General features: G+C 72.6%; 15 protein-coding genes. 7 read left to right on the forward strand and 8 right to left on the reverse strand.

Annotation, left to right across the window (positions count from 1 at the left end; all coding sequences use genetic code 11):
- Positions 1 to 27: 27 nt before the first annotated feature.
- From ACIOKD_RS15535 to ACIOKD_RS15545, 3 genes are all read right to left on the reverse strand, one after another.
- The gene (locus ACIOKD_RS15535) at positions 28 to 903 is read right to left on the reverse strand and encodes a hypothetical protein (protein WP_402083392.1); all 876 of its coding nucleotides are present in this window, start codon (positions 901 to 903) and stop codon (positions 28 to 30) included.
- A 203-nt stretch (positions 904 to 1,106) separates the two neighbouring features.
- Positions 1,107 to 4,310 carry a sacsin N-terminal ATP-binding-like domain-containing protein gene (locus tag ACIOKD_RS15540; RefSeq protein ID WP_402083395.1) on the reverse strand — a complete coding sequence of 1,068 codons (3,204 nt, stop codon included), beginning with the start codon at positions 4,308 to 4,310 and terminating at the stop codon, positions 1,107 to 1,109.
- Positions 4,311 to 4,631: 321 nt separating this feature from the next.
- Entirely contained in the window at positions 4,632 to 5,555 is a 924-nt protein-coding gene (locus ACIOKD_RS15545) for a DUF3027 domain-containing protein (protein WP_402083398.1), read from the reverse strand.
- A gap of 503 nt (positions 5,556 to 6,058) precedes the next feature.
- On the opposite strand from ACIOKD_RS15545, the gene ACIOKD_RS15550 reads away from it, so the two are divergent.
- The 4 genes from ACIOKD_RS15550 (at position 6,059) to ACIOKD_RS15565 (ending at position 9,839) form a co-directional block, all read left to right on the forward strand.
- Entirely contained in the window at positions 6,059 to 7,480 is a 1,422-nt protein-coding gene (locus ACIOKD_RS15550) for an MFS transporter (protein WP_402083401.1), read from the forward strand.
- A gap of 138 nt (positions 7,481 to 7,618) precedes the next feature.
- Positions 7,619 to 8,107, forward strand: coding sequence for a hypothetical protein (locus ACIOKD_RS15555; RefSeq protein WP_402083403.1), 489 nt, complete (start codon positions 7,619 to 7,621; stop codon positions 8,105 to 8,107).
- Positions 8,108 to 8,146: 39 nt separating this feature from the next.
- Positions 8,147 to 8,965, forward strand: coding sequence for a futalosine hydrolase (gene mqnB, locus ACIOKD_RS15560; protein WP_402083406.1), 819 nt, complete (start codon positions 8,147 to 8,149; stop codon positions 8,963 to 8,965).
- A complete protein-coding gene (locus tag ACIOKD_RS15565) occupies positions 8,949 to 9,839 on the forward strand; it encodes a 1,4-dihydroxy-6-naphthoate synthase (protein ID WP_402083409.1) in 891 nt (296 codons plus the stop codon). The genes mqnB and ACIOKD_RS15565 overlap by 17 nt, the downstream gene beginning before the upstream one ends.
- Positions 9,840 to 9,923: 84 nt before the next feature.
- Here the strand turns inward: ACIOKD_RS15565 and ACIOKD_RS15570 are convergent, their stop codons facing one another.
- Together ACIOKD_RS15570 and ACIOKD_RS15575 are read right to left on the reverse strand one after the other, a co-directional pair.
- Positions 9,924 to 10,307 carry a cold-shock protein gene (locus tag ACIOKD_RS15570; protein ID WP_107015351.1) on the reverse strand — a complete coding sequence of 128 codons (384 nt, stop codon included), beginning with the start codon at positions 10,305 to 10,307 and terminating at the stop codon, positions 9,924 to 9,926.
- A gap of 247 nt (positions 10,308 to 10,554) precedes the next feature.
- Entirely contained in the window at positions 10,555 to 10,755 is a 201-nt protein-coding gene (locus ACIOKD_RS15575) for a hypothetical protein (protein WP_402083412.1), read from the reverse strand.
- 103 nt (positions 10,756 to 10,858) lie between these two features.
- Between ACIOKD_RS15575 and ACIOKD_RS15580 the strand changes: the two genes are divergently transcribed.
- On the forward strand, positions 10,859 to 11,107 hold the full coding sequence (locus tag ACIOKD_RS15580; RefSeq protein WP_402083415.1) for a hypothetical protein: 249 nt from the start codon (positions 10,859 to 10,861) through the stop codon (positions 11,105 to 11,107).
- Between the two features lie 24 nt (positions 11,108 to 11,131).
- Here the strand turns inward: ACIOKD_RS15580 and ACIOKD_RS15585 are convergent, their stop codons facing one another.
- Positions 11,132 to 11,752, reverse strand: coding sequence for an HAD family hydrolase (locus tag ACIOKD_RS15585; protein ID WP_402083418.1), 621 nt, complete (start codon positions 11,750 to 11,752; stop codon positions 11,132 to 11,134).
- A 154-nt stretch (positions 11,753 to 11,906) separates the two neighbouring features.
- Positions 11,907 to 13,034, reverse strand: a complete 1,128-nt coding sequence (locus ACIOKD_RS15590; RefSeq protein WP_402083421.1) for a hypothetical protein — start codon at positions 13,032 to 13,034, stop codon at positions 11,907 to 11,909.
- A gap of 141 nt (positions 13,035 to 13,175) precedes the next feature.
- Between ACIOKD_RS15590 and ACIOKD_RS15595 the strand changes: the two genes are divergently transcribed.
- Both ACIOKD_RS15595 and ACIOKD_RS15600 read left to right on the forward strand, forming a co-directional pair.
- Positions 13,176 to 15,809, forward strand: a complete 2,634-nt coding sequence (locus ACIOKD_RS15595) for a helicase-associated domain-containing protein (protein ID WP_402083423.1) — start codon at positions 13,176 to 13,178, stop codon at positions 15,807 to 15,809.
- 764 nt (positions 15,810 to 16,573) lie between these two features.
- Positions 16,574 to 16,831 carry a hypothetical protein gene (locus tag ACIOKD_RS15600; RefSeq protein WP_402083426.1) on the forward strand — a complete coding sequence of 86 codons (258 nt, stop codon included), beginning with the start codon at positions 16,574 to 16,576 and terminating at the stop codon, positions 16,829 to 16,831.
- Here ACIOKD_RS15600 and istB read toward each other — a convergent pair.
- A complete protein-coding gene (gene istB / locus ACIOKD_RS15605) occupies positions 16,809 to 18,302 on the reverse strand; it encodes an IS21-like element helper ATPase IstB (protein ID WP_402083429.1) in 1,494 nt (497 codons plus the stop codon). The genes ACIOKD_RS15600 and istB overlap by 23 nt on opposite strands.
- Positions 18,303 to 18,532: the final 230 nt, after the last annotated feature.

Below are 18,532 nucleotides of genomic sequence, written 5' to 3' on the forward strand. Positions count from 1 at the left end.
CCCCTGGCGGGGGCGCGGGGAAGGAGATCAGTTGACGTCGACGGCGTCGCCCGCGGAGTTGACGGCCGGCGTGGTCGACGTGCCCGCGAAGGCGTAGCGGTAGGTGCCGTCGACGGAGGCCGTGACGGTGGTCTTCAGCTTGCCCGCGGAGCTGCCGGTGCCCGACTTCACGGTCTTGACGTCCGTGTAGGTGGACGCGCCCTTCTTCTTGAACTGCAGCTTCACCGACTGCGCGGTGTAGCCGGCGTACTTGCCCGTGTCCCAGTTGGCGCGCGTCAGCAACCCGGTGACCGTGATGGTCTTCCCCTTCTTCACGGGCTCGGGGGAGGCGTTCACGGTGAGCCGGGAGTTGCGCAGGACCTTGGTGGTGGCGAGGTCGCCCTGGTCGGCGTAGGAGCCGGTGACGTAGTCGAGCAGCAGCGCGCCGCCCTTCCAGGTGCCGGCGTCGCTGTTGAGCAGCTCCTCGGACGGGAGGATGTCGACGTAGCCGGTGCAGTTGGCGACGGTCGTCGAGGCTTCGACGCAGGTCGCCGCTTCGAAGCCGAAGATGACGTTGTCCGGGGTGTCGAACGAGCCCTTGTAGATGTACGGACCGGTGGCGAAGTCCAGGGAGCCGAGGTCCACGTCGGCGCCGTGGGTCAGCTTGTAGGTCACCTTGGTGGAGACCTGGTTGGTGGTGCCGACCTTGTGCACCGAGGCGATCTTGAAGTTGGAGAAGGAGGCGTCCAGGTCACCGACGACAGCCGCGCTGCGCTGAGCCTTGGCCCCGCCGCTGTGGGCAGCCTCGAAGGCGGCGGCGGCGGTCTCGCGGTACGAGGGGTCGTCGGCCTGCGCGACCGGGACGGCGAACGCGGAAAGGGCCAGGGCGCCGGTGACGGCAGCCACGGTGGCACGTATGCGCATGTGTTTCCCCTGGTGGGAAAGGGGCCCGACGGTCGACTTCACGTGGGCCCGAGTGATCTTGGAGCCTGTTGACTCGCATGATCAGATACACCGCGGGGGCCGATGGTTGTACGGCAGGTGAAGTTTTCGTGATCATGTGATGCAGATCACTTCCACGGCACGCCGGGGCACACGGCGTACAGCCGCGCCCCGGCGGGCGGCGCTCAGTCGAACCAGCGGTCCCGCTCCAGCTCCTCCGTCCTGGACGGGTCCTCAAGCAGGGCGGCGACCTCGAAGCGGCGGGGCCACTGACCGGCCGCCCAGGCGAGGCCGGCGGCCACACCCTCCAGTGTGGAGGCGTGCAGCACCCCGTCGCGGGTGCGGCGCCAGTCCAGTTCGGTGCCGTCGACGACCAGTTCCTCGTGTTCGACATAGGTCGCGGGGGTCGAGGGGCCCAGCAGAGTCCGTACGGACTCCGGTACGGCGTGTTCCGCGCCCTCGCTGGTCACCTCACCCGTGACGGAGTCGCTCAGCCGCCGGACCTGGAACAGCTCCGCGAGGTCCGCGGCCCGCGCGGGCCGTACCGGGAGCAGGGGCGTGCCCGCGGTGAAGGGCAGCAGGTCGGGCGAGTCGACGACCACGGCGTCGGCCGCGTCCACGACCCGCACCTCGCCGTCCACCACGGCCCGCAACTCGTCCGGCAGGGTGACCTGGTCGGGGTCGAGGTCCGCCAGCGCGCCGTACAGGGCGTGCAGTTGGGACGCCGAGACCTCGCGGTCGGGATCGGCGAGGCGGTCGAGCAGCTCGGCACCGCCGCCCGGCTCGGCGAGCAGCGCGGCCACGGACGTACGGACGCCGAGGGCCCGCAGCACCTGCTCGTCGTCGAAACCGGCCGCGTCGGCGGCGTCGTACAGACCGTGCAGGAGCGGGTCGCCGCCCTCGGCGCGCAGGCCGGCCGGGCGGCGGCCGTCGAGGACGGGATGCCCGCGCAGCCACCAGGCGGTGTACGAGCGGATGATCTCGTGCGTCCCGTCCGGCAGCAGGACGCGGACCGGCTGGGTGAGGGCGTCCCGCAGCGGCGGGCGGGAGAGCAGCGCGAGGGCCTCGGGCCAGCGGTCGTCGTCCACGAGGTCGAGGTCGCGCACGGCGACGATCTCGGTCGCGACGGGCGGCACCGGCGAGTCCGGCAGTGCGTCCAGGGAGTCCTCGCACCACACGTCCACGGCGTCGAGCAGCCCGGCGTCGTCGGGTTCGGCGAAGTCGCCGTCCCTGGGCTCCAGTTCGTCGGGGTCGAGGACGACGTCAGTGGCGCGTACGAGCTGGAAGTTCGCCAGTACGCCACAGGCGGCGAGCGGCTGCTCGCCCCAGCGTTCGGCCAGTTCGGGGTCGACGGAGGCGAGTTCGTCCTCGCGCATCACCTGGGCGAAGGGGCTGCCGGGGAGGACGAGTTCGCCGGCTGGGACGAGCTCGCCCTCGTCGTCGGGGAGCGCGAGGGCGCCGAGCCAGGGTTCGTCGCCGGGTTCGAGGTCGGCGTCCCGGACGAGCGCGAGGACGATGTCGGCCAGTTCCTCGGCGTCCGGGGTGGTGTCGTCGTCCCAGGCGCCGCGGTCGTCGTCGAGGGAGCCTGCGACGGCGGCGCGGACCTGCGGGGTGGTCAGGACGGCCCGCGCGGTGGCGGGCAGGGCGCCCAGCTTCTCCAGGAGCGGATGGACGGCGTCCGGATGGGCGACCTTGAGACCGAGCCGGGCGAGGGCGTCGGGTGCGGCCTGCGCCCCTGCTTCGATTCCTTCAGCGGTGGGCAGCAGGACCTGCCGCGGCCCGATCGCCGTACGTGCTCCCCCAGAGCCAAAAGCCTGGGAGGTGCCCCCAGCGAGAGGGACCGGCAGTCCGGAGAGGCGGTCCGGGTCGACCCCGGCGAGGCTGTCGTACAGGCGCCGCCACCACGCGGGGGCCTTCTCCAGGCCCGCGAGGCGGTCGACCGCCTCGGCCAGCGGTACCCGCGCGACACCCAGGGTGCGCAGCTCCGCCCGCCGTTCGAGCCCGGCGGGCAGCAGGCTGGGCAGCACCTCCGCGAGCACCCGTACGGTGTCGGCGCCCGCGCCCTCGATGACCTCGGCGTCGCGGGGGCGCAGGGCCTCGGGCAGATCGGAGTCGGCGTTGGAGTCGGCGTCCGCGTCACCGGTCCCGCCGGCCGGTTCGACCGCGGGGGGCAGGAAGGCGGTGCGCGGCAGGCGTTCGAGGATCGCCTGCCGCAGGGCCCCGTCCAGTTCGCCCTTGCCGAGCGGGCCCGGCACCAGGCCGATGATCCCGGTGGTCACGGGCCGCCAGGCGGCGAGCAGTTCGACGTACGCCTCCGCCGCGCGCTGCACCAGGAAGTCGGTCAGCGGGCCGGGGGCCGCGTGGCGGCGGGTGGTGTCGAGCGGCAGCGAGGCGATGAGCAGCGCGGGCACGCCGAGGGGTTCGTCGCTGGGGGTGGGCGCGTGCACGACGGGGCCGGTGCGGGGGCGGCCCGGCGTGCCGTCGGCGTCGACCGGGACGGCCCAGGTGACCGACCAGTGGGGGCGCAGACGCTCCTCGACGGGCCGGTCGGCGAGCAGGCCGGGCTCCAGGGAGCCGTGCGCGGAGACGGTGCGCCAGCGGGTCGTACCGTCGCGGGAGTCCTCGACGACCACGCCGCCGCCGTCGTCCTCGGTGCGGCGCCGGACGGTCCGTACGCTGCCGTCGCCACTCTCGACGACGACTTCCGCCAGACCGGGCAGGGCGAGCAGCAGGGCGTCGTCGACGCCGTCGAGGAGCCGTTCCGCGAGTGCCTCGGCGGCGGGGTCCCGGAGCGGCAGGACGACGACGCTGTCGTACGGGTCCGGCGCGGAGCCCTCGGCCGCGAACGGCAGCCGGAGCAGGGGTACATGGCCGTCGCGGCGGCGCAGTTCGTCTCCGAGTCCGGGGCTGTGGCGGGCGATGTCGACGGCGAGGTCGCGGGCCTCGACGAGGGACCAGCGGACGCCGCCGTGCCTGCCCAGCAGGGCGGGTTCGTCGGTCACGGCGAGGACGGCCGCGAAGCCGACGCCGAAGCGGCCGACCGCGCTGTCGCTGTCGTCGCGCTTGGCGGAGGCGCGCAGGGTGGAGAGGGATTCGACACCGGTGGCGTCCAGGGGGGCGCCGGTGTTGGCGGCGGCGAGGACTCCGTCGCGGAGGGTGAGGCGCAGGCGGCCGGGGACGCCGGCGCGGGAGGCCGCGTCGGCGGCGTTCTGGGCGAGCTCCACGACGAGGCGGTCGCGGTAGCCGCCGAGTACGAGGTCCTCCTCGGAGTTGGCGTCCTCACGGAACCGCGCCGGACTCGTCGCCCAGGCGTCCAGCACCCCGCGTCGCAGCCGGGCCGTCCCGAACGGATCCGCACCCTCGGCAGCCGGCCGCACGAAGTTGCTCACGCTTGACACTCCCTCATCGTCGTACGCCCGCGCACATCGGCCGGCCGCCGCAAGAAGGTACCGCGCGGGTGCCTCGGCAGGGAGCCAGGGCCGGAAGGGGCGGCTCCGCCGGCTTCCCGGGTGCGGGCGGGTGGGGCCGGGTGAGGGCTTGTCGCGCGGTTTCCCGCGCCCCTGAGGGCAAAAGGATTGCGCCGTTCCCCGCGCCCCTGAAGATGGGGCGCAGCCCCTTCAAGGGGCGCGGGGAACGGCGCAATCCTTTGGCTTTGAGGGGGGTGGGGACCGCGCGATCAGACACACGCGATGCGCCCCCGCCCCCACAGGCTAACTGTGGCCGTACTCCGATGCGGACCCGTCCGGCCCCAGCGGCACGGACCCCGAGTCGGGCGAAGGCCGGAGCGGGAACGGATCCACCCGCGTCTCGTCGATCACCGGCGGCGCGGGCCGGGCAGGCGTAGGCATGACCGCCGCCTCGGAATGCCCCCCACAGCCGTAGGACAGCGCGACCACACGACCGTCCGCAGGCGAGAACTCATTCGCACACAGACCGAACGCCTGTCCGAGCGATCCCCCGATGGGGTTGAGGAACCCACAGCTGACACACGTCGCGGGAGCGGCCTGCGCCATCGCGGTCTTCGCCCCGTACGACTCCTCCCACCGGTCCGCCGCGACATGCAGCCCGTACCGGGACAGCACACGCGCCCGCCGCATCCCCAGCTCCTCGGCCACGGACGCGATCGAGCCGCGGGACGGCACGAGCGGCAGCTCGGCCGGCGCCCGCGCCGTGATCTCGGCGTCCTCCGCCTCGGCCAGCTGGGCCATCTCCTCGGAGATCGGCGCGTTCGGAGCGGGCTCGTCCTCGCCGGAGTAGCCGGGCTCCAGACGCAGATCCTCCGCGTCCGTGGGCAGCAGGTCCCCGGGACCCATGTCCCCCGGCCGGAGCCGCTCGCTCCACGGCACCCACTCGGGTGCCAGCAGGGCATCGGAGCCGGGCAGCAGCACGGTTTCGTCGAGGGTGACGACCTTCGCCCGTGAGGCACGGGCCACCGTCACGGCCCAGCGCCACCCGCGGTAGCCCATCTCCTTGCACTCGAAGAAGTGCGTGACGACGCGGTCCCCTTCACTGACCAGTCCCGCGTGCTCCCCTACAACGCCGGGAGCGGCTGCCTCCTCGGCGGCTGCCCGGGCGAGGTCCACGGCCTCGGCACACAGACGGTCGGGGGTTCGGCTTCGCGTTGTCGCGCTCACAGGTATCGCTTCTCTCCTACGCCGTCTCACGAGTGCGCCATCCCTCGACGGGGGTGCGGACGGAGCGGACCGGAGGGCCGCGTCGACGTCCGCGCCCGATCGCACTCGGGCGCACCTACGTCATCCATTCTGCGGGATGACCGAGAGGCGCGCGGCCGAGAACAACCGCCGCGGGCGCGCTACGCACGCTACCGTCTCGTCGGCGCTGGGCCTACACCGGCGTTGCCTTCATGCTGTCGCGGCGTTTCCCCGGAGGGGTGCACGGCACGCTCCGGACGGACGCCCGGCACGTTCCACACCGGGGGTACGGCACGCTCCGGACCGGGTGCACGAGGCGCTTCCGGCAAGGTCCACGGGCCGTTCCGTACAGGCGCGCGGGGCGCTCGCCGCCGGCGCGCAGGGCGCCCTTCTCCCCTGTCCGGCACCCGATCCACCGCGCCCACTCAGCCGCTATACGGGCGGTAACCGCGCTACATCCGCCGTTCTCGGGGCACTATTGCGGAGTGGCAGCCGCGAGGTCGCCCCAAGGCGCCACCGAAATCGGTGAGGCCGGGGCAGGACGCAAGAGCGGGTCGGGTCCGGTGCGCGGGGCCGTCCGTTCCGTCGGGCATGCCCTGCGCCTGCCGTTCAGCGGTACGGCGAGAGGCATCAGAAAAGCGACACACGCGCACGGCGCGGGCGAGTCGGGCCTCGGCAAACTGATCGAACTGCACGGGGTGAACGGCGCAGGCGACATGCTGATCACCGTCGCGCTCGCCTCGACGGTCTTCTTCTCGGTCCCGACGGACGAGGCCCGTGGCCGCGTGGCGCTCTACCTGGCGATCACGATGGCCCCGTTCACGCTGCTCGCCCCGGTCATCGGCCCCCTCCTGGACCGCCTCCCGCACGGCCGGCGCGCCGCGATGGCGGGCGCCTTCATGGCGCGCGCGTTCATGGCCCTGCTGCTGTCGGGCGCGGTCGTCACGGGCAGCATCGAGCTGTACCCGGCGGCCCTCGGCGTCCTGGTGGCCTCGAAGGCGTACGGCGTGGTCAGAAGCGCCGTGGTGCCCCGGCTCCTGCCACCCGCGTTCTCCCTGGTGAAGGCGAACTCGCGGGTCACGCTCGGCGGCCTGCTGGCGACGGGCGTGGCGGCCCCCATCGGAGCGGGCCTCCAGGCCCTCGGCCCCCGCTATCCGCTCTACGGCGCCTTCCTGATCTTCGTGGCGGGTACGTTCCTGTCGTTCTCCCTGCCGCACAAGGTCGACTCGGCCAAGGGCGAGGACAAGGCCCTGCTCGCCGCGGACGAGCAGCATCTGCACGGGCCGCACCGCAAGCAGCCCAAGCGCCCCGGCCTGCGCACGGTCGGCACGGGGGTCACGCACGCGCTCGCCGCGAACGCGGCGCTGCGCGGTCTCTCCGGATTCCTGATCTTCTTCCTGGCGTTCCTGCTGCGCGAGCACCCCCTCGCCGGCGCCAGCGCGGCGGTCTCACTGACCGTCGTGGGCGTGTCGGCGGGCGTGGGCAACGCGCTGGGCACGGCGGTCGGGGCGGCCCTGAGATCCCGCGCGCCGGAGCTGATCATCGTCACCGTGGTCGCGGTGGTGCTCGGCGTGGCGATCACGGCGACGGTGTTCTTCGGGGTGCTCCTGGTGGCGGTGCTCGCCGCGTTCGCCGGGTTCGCCCAGGCGCTGTCCAAACTGTCCCTGGACGCGCTGATCCAGCGGGACGTACCGGAACTGGTGCGGACCTCTGCGTTCGCCCGCTCGGAGACGCTCCTCCAGATGGCCTGGGTGGTCGGCGGGGCGATCGGTATCGCGCTGCCGCTCATCGGCACGCTCGGGATGGCGGTGGCCTCCGGAATCATCGCGCTCGGCTGGCTCACCACGATCCGCGGTCTGCTGAGCGCGGCCCGGCACGGCGGACGGCAACACGCGCACCTGGCCTGAACCGTCCGGTCCTTCACTCGCCCGCCACCCGGCCACCAACCGGTCACCACCTGCTCGCCGGAGTGATCCGGGCCCGCGGCACGCCGCGTAGCCCACCCACATAGCCGGGCCGCGCGAGCCGCCCGATAACCTTCGCCCATGAGCTCCCAGCGTCCCCTTGCGCGCCGTCGCCGCGCCGTCGCCGCCGCAAGTGCCGTTTCCGCCGGACTTCTCGTGCTGTCCGCCTGTGACAAGCCGACGCCGATGGCCACCGTCACGGTCGGCAAGCACTCGGTCAGCGTCGAGGCCGAGTGCTACGAGGACGGCAAGACCATCGGCAAGGAGGAAGCGACCAAGTGCGCCCTCAAGAAGTCCTCCGACACGATCAGCGTCTCGCAGGGTGAGACGCTGCGCATCGGTGTCGACCCGGAGATCGCCGACGAGGGCTGGGCCCTGTGGCTCAACGGCCAGCAGGTCACTTCCCCCTTCAAGAAGACGTACTACGCCTTCGAGGGCGTCGACCTCTTCGCCGAGCAGTCGGGCCAGGCCGCCCCGAAGACGATCTACATCAGCGTCGTCCAGCAGAACAAGGCCGGTACGCAGTTCAAGGGTGTCTGGAACTTCAAGCTTGAGAACGCGGACGCCTGAGCCGCCGCTGAGCCGCCCGATCCCCGTGAAGCGCCGCTCATGCGTGTTCTCGTAACCACCGCGGTCCCCGCCGAACGGGACGCGGTGGCCGCGGCGTTCACGGCGCCGGCATCCGCGTCGGCATCGACGCACACGGTTCCGGGAGCGGTCCTGAGCAGGGTGGCGTTCCCGGCGCCCTCGGATCCCGGTGGCCGCCTCGTCCTCGATCTTCTCGCCGGTGGCGTGGGACCGGCCGCGGCCGCCGCGTCGACCGCCGCCGCGCTCACCGCGGCCGCGCTGGGCGGTGCGCCGTACGACGTGGTCGTCTCCGCCGGTATCGGCGGCGGGTTCCAGCCCGGCGCCCCTGTCGGATCGCTCGTCCTCGCCGACGAGATCACGGTCGCGGACCTCGGCGCCGAAACCGCCGAGGCCACAGAGCCCTCTGGAACATCCGGGACCCTTGGGACCCCTGAGACCCCTGAGACCGCCCACGGGTTCATCCCGGTCACCGAACTGGGATTCGGGACCGTCACCCACTGGCCGCCGATTTCACTCGTACGAGAGATCGCGGCCGTCACGGGAGCACGTCAGGGGTCCGTCCTGACCGTCAGCACGGTGACCGGCAGCGCCGCGCGCGCGGTGGAACTGCGCCGGCGCCACCCGCGGGCGCTCGCCGAGGCCATGGAGGGCTTCGGGGTGGCGGAGGCGGCCGCCGCGCACGGCGTCCCCGTCCTGGAGATCCGTGCCGTGTCCAATCCCGTGGGCCCCCGCGACCGTGCCGCCTGGCGGATCGGCGAGGCCCTCGCGGCACTCACCGGGGCCTTCGGGAAGCTCACGCCCGTACTGGAGAGTTGGAACCCACATGACCTCACCCACTGAGCCCTCGCAGACCCCGCGGACCTCCTCGCAGACACAGCCCCTGAGGATCGCGTACTCGCCCTGTCCGAACGACACCTTCGTCTTCGACGCCTGGGCGCACGGCCGGCTCCCGGGGGCGCCCGCGCTGGACGTGACCTTCGCGGACATCGACATCACCAACGGCATGGCCGAGCGCGGCGAGTTCGACGTCCTGAAGGTGTCGTACGCCGTCCTGCCGTACGTCCTGGACGAATGGGCCCTGCTGCCCTGCGGGGGCGCTCTGGGGCGGGGCTGCGGGCCGCTGGTCCTCACCCGGGAGCCGGGCGTGGACCTCACCGGCCGCACGGTCGCCGTGCCGAGCGAGCGGTCGACCGCGTACATGCTGTTCCGCCTGTGGGCCGCGGACACGGTCCCCGGCGGGGTCGGCGAGATCGTGGTCATGCCGTTCCACGAGATCATGCCCGCGGTACGGGACGGGAAGGTGGACGCCGGACTGGTCATCCACGAGGCCCGCTTCACGTACCAGAACTACGGCCTGCACAAGCTCGCGGACATGGGCGAGCACTGGGAGCGGACGACGGGCCTGCCGATCCCGCTCGGCGCGATCATCGCCAGGCGGTCGCTGGGCGAGGCCGCGCTGGAGCTGCTCGCCGAGTCCGCCCGGGCGTCCGTGCGCGCGGCCTGGGAGGACCCCGAGGCCTCGCGGGCGTATGTGCTGGAGCACGCGCAGGAGATGGACGCGTCGGTCGCCGATCAGCACATCGGGCTGTACGTCAACGAGTTCACGGCGGATCTGGGTGAGGACGGGTATGCGGCGGTCCGCGGCCTCCTCACGCGAGCGGCGGCCGAGGGGCTCGTGCCGGCGCTCGCGCCGGGGGCGCTGGACTTTCCCTGACGGGGAAGTCCTGGGGCACGGAGTGCGCGAGCGGGCCCGGTGGGGACCGGTCGCGCGGTTCCCCGCGCCCCCACAGGGCGGGCGCTATACGTCCAACTGGTCCGCCACCGCGCGCAGGAGACCCGCGATCTTTGCGCCCGATGCCTTGTCGGGATAGCGGCCCCTCTCCAGCATCGGGGTGATGTTTTCCAGGAGGGTCGTCAAATCCTGGACGATGGAGGCCAGTTCGTCCGGCTTGCGGCGCTGGGCGGCCGCGACCGAGGGCGTGGGGTCCAGGAGCGTCACCGAGAGTGCCTGGTCACCGCGCTGTCCGGCGACCACACCGAACTCCACGCGCTGACCCGGCTTGAGAACATCGACTCCGGCGGGCAGGACCGAGGAATGAACGAAGACGTCGCCGCCGTCGTCGCGGGAGAGAAAGCCGAAGCCCTTCTCACTGTTGAACCACTTGACCTTGCCAGTCGGCAAAGCACACGCTCCCTCGATCGGTCCCGGACGGGGCCGGACGCTTGTCAGACTGCCGCTGAACAGCCTACCGAGGCTCTCCCCAACGACACACAGGCTTAATCACGCCTGGAAACACAAGACGGAGCCCCCACCTGGTGAAGGCAGAGGCGCCCCGAGCTTGCGGGGGCCTGGCTCTCCTTGGCCTCTCCCTTGATCCGGAAGACCGTTGCCCGACCGGTCCCGTGCTTTGCAGCAACCTTCATGACGCTCATCTCTTCCAGGTCTGCCGTGCCGGTCGCGCGGTCGGTCTGCCTGGCTTTCCCAGCGGCAGGCCGTAGTGCGCAAGCGCGGCGGGAGTGCGGACCAGGACGGGGCCGTCGTCACGGCCGTGGCGGTGCAGCCGGGCCTGACCGGGCTTCGCCTCGGCAGTCGTTCGGTCGACCAGGGCCGGCAGCGACTTCACGGGCACGCGGCCCTCTTCACGCCCGGACGCCGCCCGGTCCCGATGGTCCGGCGGCTGCTGACAAGACGTCGCCGGATCGTTCCTCCGGGCGGGGAACTACCCTGGTCGAGTGCGTGACAGAACCCAACCGAATTCCGCCGCGGCCGGAGAACGGCTCATCCGTGCCGGTGCCATCGTGTTCTTCGTCGGAGCTCTGGCCACTCTGGTCACCGTGGCCCCGCTGCTGCTCGACACGACGCCCTTTCCTACGTACATGTTCGGTCTGAGCATGTTGATGGGCGTCGGATTCCTCATCGCGGGAGCGGGGGTGTTCCAGTCGATCGCCGACGGCCGCCGACAGGCACGCGGGAGTTCATGATCGCTCCGATCGCCCACCGGGCGCTCACTGGTGGGCCGCCAGCCAACTCGGGAACTCCAGCAGGTCCTTGAGGACCACGTCGGCGCCTGCCGCGCGCAGTTCCTCCGCGTCGCACGGGCCGGTGGCCACCGCGACGGACAGTGCTCCGGCGGTACGCGCGCCGCGTACGTCGCCGGTGTGGTCGCCGACGTAGACGCCCGCGTCGTACTCGCGCAGGGCCTCCGCCTTGCGCTCGGCCCACAGGTCGCCGATGACCGCGTCGGCGTCGATGCCGAGGTGGCTGAGATGCAGTTTGGCGTTCGGCTCGTACTTGGCGGTCACGACGATCGCCCGGCCCCCGGCCGCCCGCACCGCCGCCATCGCCTCACGGGCGCCGGCCATCGCGGGCGTCGGAGCGATGGCGTGGGTGGGATACATCTCCCGGTAGACGTCCGCCACGGCCCCGACCTCCTCGGCCGGAAACCAGTTGACCAACTCCTCCGTGAGCGGCGGCCCGAGCCGGGTTACGGCCAGATCGGCGTCGATGAAGGTCCCCGTCCGCACGGAAAGCGCCTGGTAACAGGCCCGGATCCCGGGACGGGAGTCAATAAGGGTCATGTCGAGGTCGAACCCGACGGTCAGCACACGAGAAGTCATATGAGCCATTGTGCCCACCACGCAGCAGCACCTACCCGTGACATGTACGCCCCCGCCGACTGCCTTCAGGGGCGCCGCATCCCAGCCCGGAGAGCCCGGGAGCCCGGAGAGCCCGGAGAGCCCGGGGAGGGACAGACCAAAGTTCCTGCCCGGAACGGCACCGTCACTTCCGGCGCTGCGACCGCCACACCAGATACAGCGCCGAAGCGACAGCCGCGCTCCGCAGGACCCACGGCCAGGTCTCGGCGATCGCGTCGCTCATCTGGTCCTGCGCGATGGGCGCGCCCCAGCGCCCCTCCGTACGGCCCCAGATCCAGACGACGCCCCCCGAGGCGACGATGCCGGGCACGACGAGGACGGCCCACTTCGCCTCGGCGGGACTCAGGCGGCGCGAGAGGTAGGCGATGAGCCAGCCGAGGCCCAGCATGACGAGGTTGCCGATGACCGCGCCGGCGACCAGGAGGGCGGCGGCGAGCAGCAGCAGAGGGTTGGACCAACCACCACCGACCGCGGCACCACCGCCGAGAGGGCGCAGGCGGGGTACGTAACGACGGCGTACGCGCCCGGCCGGCCCGGGATTCTCGACGACCTCCGCCGCCGCCGCGGACTTCGGCGCAACCTCGCCCGACTTGTCGGGATCATCGGAGTTATCAGGTTCGTCGACCGGCGGTGGCTCGAACAGTTCCGGGATCTCGACGCCGCCCGTGAACCCCGGCACACTGTCCGTCGCCCCGAACGGGCCGCTCTCCACCCGCCACCAGTCGGGCTGGGGCCCGGTGCCCAGTTCTTCCGTGCTGGCGAGGTGCGGCGGGGTGGGCGTGGAGCCGACCATCCCGGTCGGCTCCGTCTCGGCCAACTCGGGGTTGGCGGAACGCGGCCGGGGCACCGCGCGGCGCAGGCGCCTGGGACGGGCCGCCGGTTCCTTGGCGCGCTGCGCGGGGACGGCGGACCGCTTCGACGGGGACGGAGTCGTGCCGCCGCCCTTGCCCGCCTTGTCCGTACTCGCACCTGTACCAGTGCCCGTACCCGTGCCCGTACCCGTGCCCGTACCCGTGCCGTCGGTCCGGGAGTTGGCCGCCGCGACCACCGACTCGGGGGTGCCGATGCGGTCGAGGATGCGGCGGACCGCGGCCGGGCTGTCGAGGGTCGCCTTGGTCCGGCGCCGGTCGATCTCGCCGCGCAGCTCGGACACGAGCCGCATGCGCGTCCCCGACGGCAGCTGCTTCTGCTGGGCCAGGTCGCCCACCCGGCTCAGATAGTCGAATACGAGCTGGTCGCTCTCGATCCCCACGAAGTCCCCTCCGGGACGCCCACGTTGCGATTTCCCGCGCGACCGACGGTACCGCGCCCGTCGCCGGTGACGGGCCCCGGCACGGCCGTGGCGCACGCCAACGGGAACGGCGGCGGGGGCCCACCCGCTACCGTGGATCGGATGAGCGTCCAGAAGCAGTCGTCAGAGGAGCCCGGCGGGGCGTCCACAGAGGAGCCCGCCCCCGCCGGGGCACACCCTCGTTCCCTCGCGGAGGACCTGCGGGCCCGCGACGACTCCTCCCTGGCCGCGCTGCTGCGGGCCCGCCCGGACCTCATCACTCCCGTACCGACCGACCTGACCCAGCTGGCCACCCGGGCCGGTACGCGGGCCTCCGTGATCCGTGCCCTGGAGCGCCTGGACCGGTTCGCCCTGCAGAGTGCGGAGGCGCTGGCCGTGGCCCCGGAACCGGCGCCGTACGGCACGCTCCAGGACCTGCTGGCGGGCGACGCGCGCGACAGGGCGGTCGTCGAGGCGCTCCCGCGCGCCGTGGCCGTCCTGCGTGAGCAGGCGCTGGTGTGGGGCTCGGACGACCGGCTCCGGCTGGTGCGCACGGCCCGCGAACTGCTCGCGCCCTCGCCGCAGCACCCCTCCCCGACGGGGCTCGGCCCGACGGTCGCGGAGGCCACCGCGGGCATGTCCCCGGGCCGGATCCAGGAACTTCTCACGACGGCCGGACTGCCCACGACGCACGACGCGGTGTCCGCGGTGCAGTCGCTCACCGGGCTCTTCACCGACCGCGCCCGGATGTCCGCCCTGCTCGACTCGGCCCCGCCGGACTCCCTGGAGGTCCTGTCCCGGCTGGTCTGGGGGCCGCCGTACGGCCAGGTGACCGCCGATCCGGCGACCCGGCTGCGCTGGCTCCTCGACCGCGGACTGCTGCTGCCGACGGCGCCCGGCACGGTCGTACTGCCCCGCGAGGTGGCCCTCCATCTGCGTGCGGGGCGGGCGCACCGCAGGACGGAACCGCTTCCTCCGCCGGTCGAGCCCACCTCCGTACACCGTCCACAGGTTGTGGACAGTACGGCGGCCGGGCAGGCGTACACGGCACTCGCCACCGTCGAGGAGCTGCTGAAGGACTGGGACGAGGGCGGCCCGTCGGCGCTGCGCGCGGGCGGTCTGAGCGTGCGCGACCTGAAGCGGACGGCCGTGGCCCTGGACGTACCGGAGCCGGTCGCCGCCTTCTGGGTGGAACTCGCCTACGCGGCGGGCCTGCTGGCCCCGGACGGCAGGGCCGACGAGCGGTACGCGGCGACGCCCGCCTACGACGAGTGGCTGGAGCTCCCGGCGGCCGAGCGCTGGACGCGGCTCGCCACGGCATGGCTGTCGGCGACCCGCACGGCGGGCGTGGTCGGCGGACGCGACACCAAGGAGCGCGCCCTGGCGGCGCTGGGCCCCGGCCTCGACCGCTCCGCGGCGCCCGAGGTCCGGCACCGGGTCCTCCGGCTCCTCGCCGCACTGCCCGAGGGCGGTTCCGCGTCCCCCGACGCGCTCGTCGCGCGCCTCCACTGGGAGCGGGCCCTGCGCGGCGCCGCCTCCTCGGACGACCTGCGGTCCCGTATCGCCCGGTGGACGCTGACCGAGGCCGAGTCCCTGGGGATCACCGGCAGGGGCGCGCTGTCCGCCCACGGACGGGCGCTTCTGGGGGCCCCGCCCGGCGCCTCCGCCCCCGCGCCCGCCGCGGGGCCCGGCGACAAACTCCCCGTCCACCACCGGCATCCGCACCATCTGGTGCCCTCGCCGGAACCCCGCTCCCCCGCCGAGCTGGCCTCCGCCGCCGCCCTGGCCGGCCGGCTGCTGGCGCCGCTCCTTCCCGAGCCCCTCGACCACGTCCTCCTCCAGGCGGACCTGACGGCGGTGGCCCCGGGTCCGCTGCGCCGCCCGCTGGCCGATGTGCTGGACGTCCTCGCGGACGTGGAGTCGAAGGGCGGGGCCACGGTCTACCGCTTCACACCGGGCTCGGTCCGCCGCGCCCTGGACGCGGGCCGCTCGGCCTCCGACCTCCAGGCGCTCCTCACCGCCCACTCACGTACGCCGGTACCGCAGCCGCTCGCCTACCTGATCGACGACGTGGCACGCCGGCACGGCCACCTGCGGATCGGCGCGGCGTCGGCGTACGTGCGCTGCGACGACGACGCTGTCCTGAACGAGATCATGGCCGACAAGCGTTCGCAGGGGCTGCGGCTGCGCCGCCTCGCGCCCACGGTGCTGGCCGCCCAGGCCGACCCGGCCACGCTTCTCGAAGGGCTGCGCGCGATGGGCTTCGCACCGGCCGCCGAGTCCGCCGAGGGCGATGTGCTGATCACCCGCGCACTCGCGCACCGCACGCCCCCGCGCACGGCGCCCGAGCCGGTCCCCGACGGCCCGCCGTCCCCCGACACCACCCTGCTGGGCGCCGCGATCCGGGCCATCCGCGCGGGCGACCTGGCCTCCACGACCCCGCGCAAGCCGTCCCCCTCCGGTTCCACCGGCGCCTCCGCCGGCTCCTCCGGCACCTCCGGCACCGAACGGAACGGCACCCTGCCGCGCACCACCTCCGCCGAGACCCTCGCCACCATGCAGGCCGCCGTCCTCACCGGCAGCACCCTCTGGATGGGTTACGTCAACGCCGAGGGCTCCGCCAGCCAGCACGTCATCGCCCCCGTCCGGGTGGAGGGCGGTTTCGTCACGGCGTACGACCACACCGCGGACGAGGTCCGGACGTATCCCCTGCACCGGGTGACGGGTGTGGCGGAACTGGCGGACGAACAGGCCTGAACCCGCTCGCTCACCGAACCCCGTCTCACCGGGCCTCGTCTCGCCAGGCCTCGTCTCACCGGACCCAGTTTCACCGGACCCAGTTTCACTCGTTCGGGTGTAGGCGGCGGTTCATGCGCGCCACGCCGGACGCTTCCCACCCATGAGGGACCTTCTGGGTTCTCCGGCATCCCCGCGCGAGTCGTTGGGCAGCCACTGGGCGTCCTGCTCACGCAACGAACCCACACGAAGAAGAGGGAATCCCATGCGTACTGCCCGTCGTGTCGCCACCGTTCTGATCGGTACCGCCGCGCTGCTCGGCGCACTCGCCTCACAGGCCGCGGCGATCGGCATCGATCTCGGCGGGGGCCTGACGCTCTGAGTCGCCCCCACGCGCCTCATCACACCCCGTAAGTCCCGATTCGCCTCGTACACCTAGTGGGCCGCGCAGGCCTCGTACGCCTCGCACGCCCTGCGGGCCGGGCCCGGCCATCCCGGGTCCGGCCCGTCCCCTCCGTCGCTTCCTCCGCCGCTTCCTCCCTCCCTCCCTCCGCTCCTCCCTCCGCTCCTCCCTCCCTTCCGTGGGCCCCGCCCCGGCTCAGCGGTACCCGAAAGGTCTTGTAGCTCCCATGCGCCCCATCCGACTCATGCTGCAACCCACCTGCCCCACGGCCTCCATGCCCTCCGTGCCCTCCATGCCCTCCGTAAGTCCTGCAAGTCCTGCAAGTCCTGTAAGTCCTGTAAGTCCTGTAAGTCCTGTAAGTCCTGTAAGTCCCATTGGTCCCGTGAGCGCCGAGCGCCGTATCCACCGTGCGCGCACCGCCGCCACGGTCGTCCTCATCGTCTCGGCCGTGCTCATCGGCGTACTCGCCCCGCAGGCCGCCGCGGCCAGGACGGCCGCCCGGACACCCCGGTCCGTACCGGCCGCCCCGTCCGCACTGCCAGTGCCTCTGCCGGTGACCGCCGTCGAACCGCTGGTGACCGAGGGGGTCGGCATCGAGGGGCCGCTGATCAACAACATCACTCTGCCCACGCTGAAGTGAGCCGGCGCATGCGGTAGCTGTCCCCTTCGAGACGCACGATCTCGGCGTGGTGCGCCAGCCGGTCGACCATCGCGGGGGCGGCGCCGCCGAAGACCTCCTCCCAGCGGCCGAGCGGGCGGTCGGTGGTCACGATCAGGGAGGACCGCTCGTAGCGGTGCGCGACGAGCTGGAAGAAGAGGTGGGCGGTGTCCGGGTCGAACGGGGTGTAGCCGACCTCGTCGACGATGAGCAGCGGGCAGGCGTCGAGGTCCGCCAGTTCCTCGGTGAGCCGGCCGGCCGACCGGGCCCCCGCCAGCCGCGCGGCCCACTGCGCCGCGGTCGCGAAGAGCACCCGGTGCCCCGACTGGCACGCCCGCACGCCGAGACCGACGGCGAGATGGGTCTTGCCGGTGCCGGGCGGCCCGATGAACACCACGTTGCGCCGGGCCGCGACGAAGTCCAGGCCGCCGAGCCGGGCCACGGCCTCCCGGTCGAGCACCCGGGGGTACTCCTCGTCGAACTCCTCCAGCAGCTTCCGGGCGGGAAAACGGGCGTCACGGATCCGGGCCTCGGCACCGGGCTCGGTGGGGTCGTACACGTCGTAGGGCTCGTGCGAGTCGTACGGGGAGGAGACCGTCTGCATGGGGATCGGGGCGGTGACCTGCGCGGCGACCTGTGAGGCGGACGGGCCCGCGACCGGGGCGGGGACCCGTGCGACGGGCACGGTCTTGGCCGCGAACGCGAACTCGGCCGGGACGGAGGCCCCGGTCATCCCGTCGGTCGCCCTCCCGGCGCCCCCGCCCCCGGGCCCCGCACCGGAGGCATACGCATGCCCGAGCCCATGCTCCTGCCCCTGCGCGGGTGCCTGCGCGTACGCCTGCTCATGCCCCGGTCCGGATACGGGCCCATGCCCTTTGTGCACGCTCTCCGCATGGGCCGCCATGGGTCCCGACATGTACGCCAGGATCCCGGCCGAGGCGATGAACGCCATGTGGATGACCGTCCCCCACAACAGCGAGTGGTGCGAGGTGTGGTGCACATCCACGAACATCTGGAGCAGATGCACGGACGAGATGCCCACGATGGCGGTGGCGAGCTTCACCTTCAGCACGTTGGAATTGACGTGCGAGAGCCATTCCGGCTGGTCCCGGTGGCCCTGGAGACCGATGCGCGAGACGAACGTCTCATAGCCGCCGACGATCACCATGATCAGCAGATTGGCGATCATGACGACGTCGACCAGTTTCAGCACGGCGAGCATCACGTACGTCTCGTCCGCCTGCCCGGTCACGCTCCGGATGATTAAAGTCCACAGCTCTCTGAAGAACTTGTAGACGTACACACCCTGTGCGGCCACCAGTCCGAAGTACAGCGGGGCCTGGAGCCAGCGGGTGGCGAAGAGCGCGTAACCGAGGGTCGCGCTCGGCTGCGCGGGGGCAGGCGGCGTCTCGGGGTGCGGCTCGGGCTGCGGGGCGTGGCTGTGATGAGGCAACAGTGAGCTCTCCCTGGGCGACGAACCGGGCGGTGAGCGAGGTGACCTGGGGCAGTGACCTGCGGGATCGCCATTCTTCGGGGCAGCGACCGTAAATCTGAATTCTCACCACTCATTGGAATGAATAGACATTCAGTAGGACAGGACCGTGAGCGACGACCGTTCGCGACGGCGGGCACCGCCGATCAGGCACACTGGACGTTTGGCCGTGCACATCGCACGGCTGTGCA

The organism is Streptomyces sp. NPDC087844 (genome assembly GCF_044742785.1).
In the GTDB taxonomy this organism is placed as follows: Bacteria; Actinomycetota; Actinomycetes; order Streptomycetales; family Streptomycetaceae; genus Streptomyces.

Excerpts from the sequence above, each read along its gene's own strand:
- ACIOKD_RS15535 (WP_402083392.1), bottom strand. The coding sequence starts at position 903 with ATGCGCATACGTGCCACCGTGGCTGCCGTCACCGGCGCCCTGGCCCTT.
- ACIOKD_RS15555 (WP_402083403.1), top strand. The coding sequence starts at position 7,619 with ATGAGCTCCCAGCGTCCCCTTGCGCGCCGTCGCCGCGCCGTCGCCGCC.
- mqnB (WP_402083406.1), top strand. The coding sequence starts at position 8,147 with ATGCGTGTTCTCGTAACCACCGCGGTCCCCGCCGAACGGGACGCGGTG.
- ACIOKD_RS15565 (WP_402083409.1), top strand. The coding sequence starts at position 8,949 with ATGACCTCACCCACTGAGCCCTCGCAGACCCCGCGGACCTCCTCGCAG.
- ACIOKD_RS15585 (WP_402083418.1), bottom strand. The coding sequence starts at position 11,752 with ATGGCTCATATGACTTCTCGTGTGCTGACCGTCGGGTTCGACCTCGAC.
- ACIOKD_RS15595 (WP_402083423.1), top strand. The coding sequence starts at position 13,176 with ATGAGCGTCCAGAAGCAGTCGTCAGAGGAGCCCGGCGGGGCGTCCACA.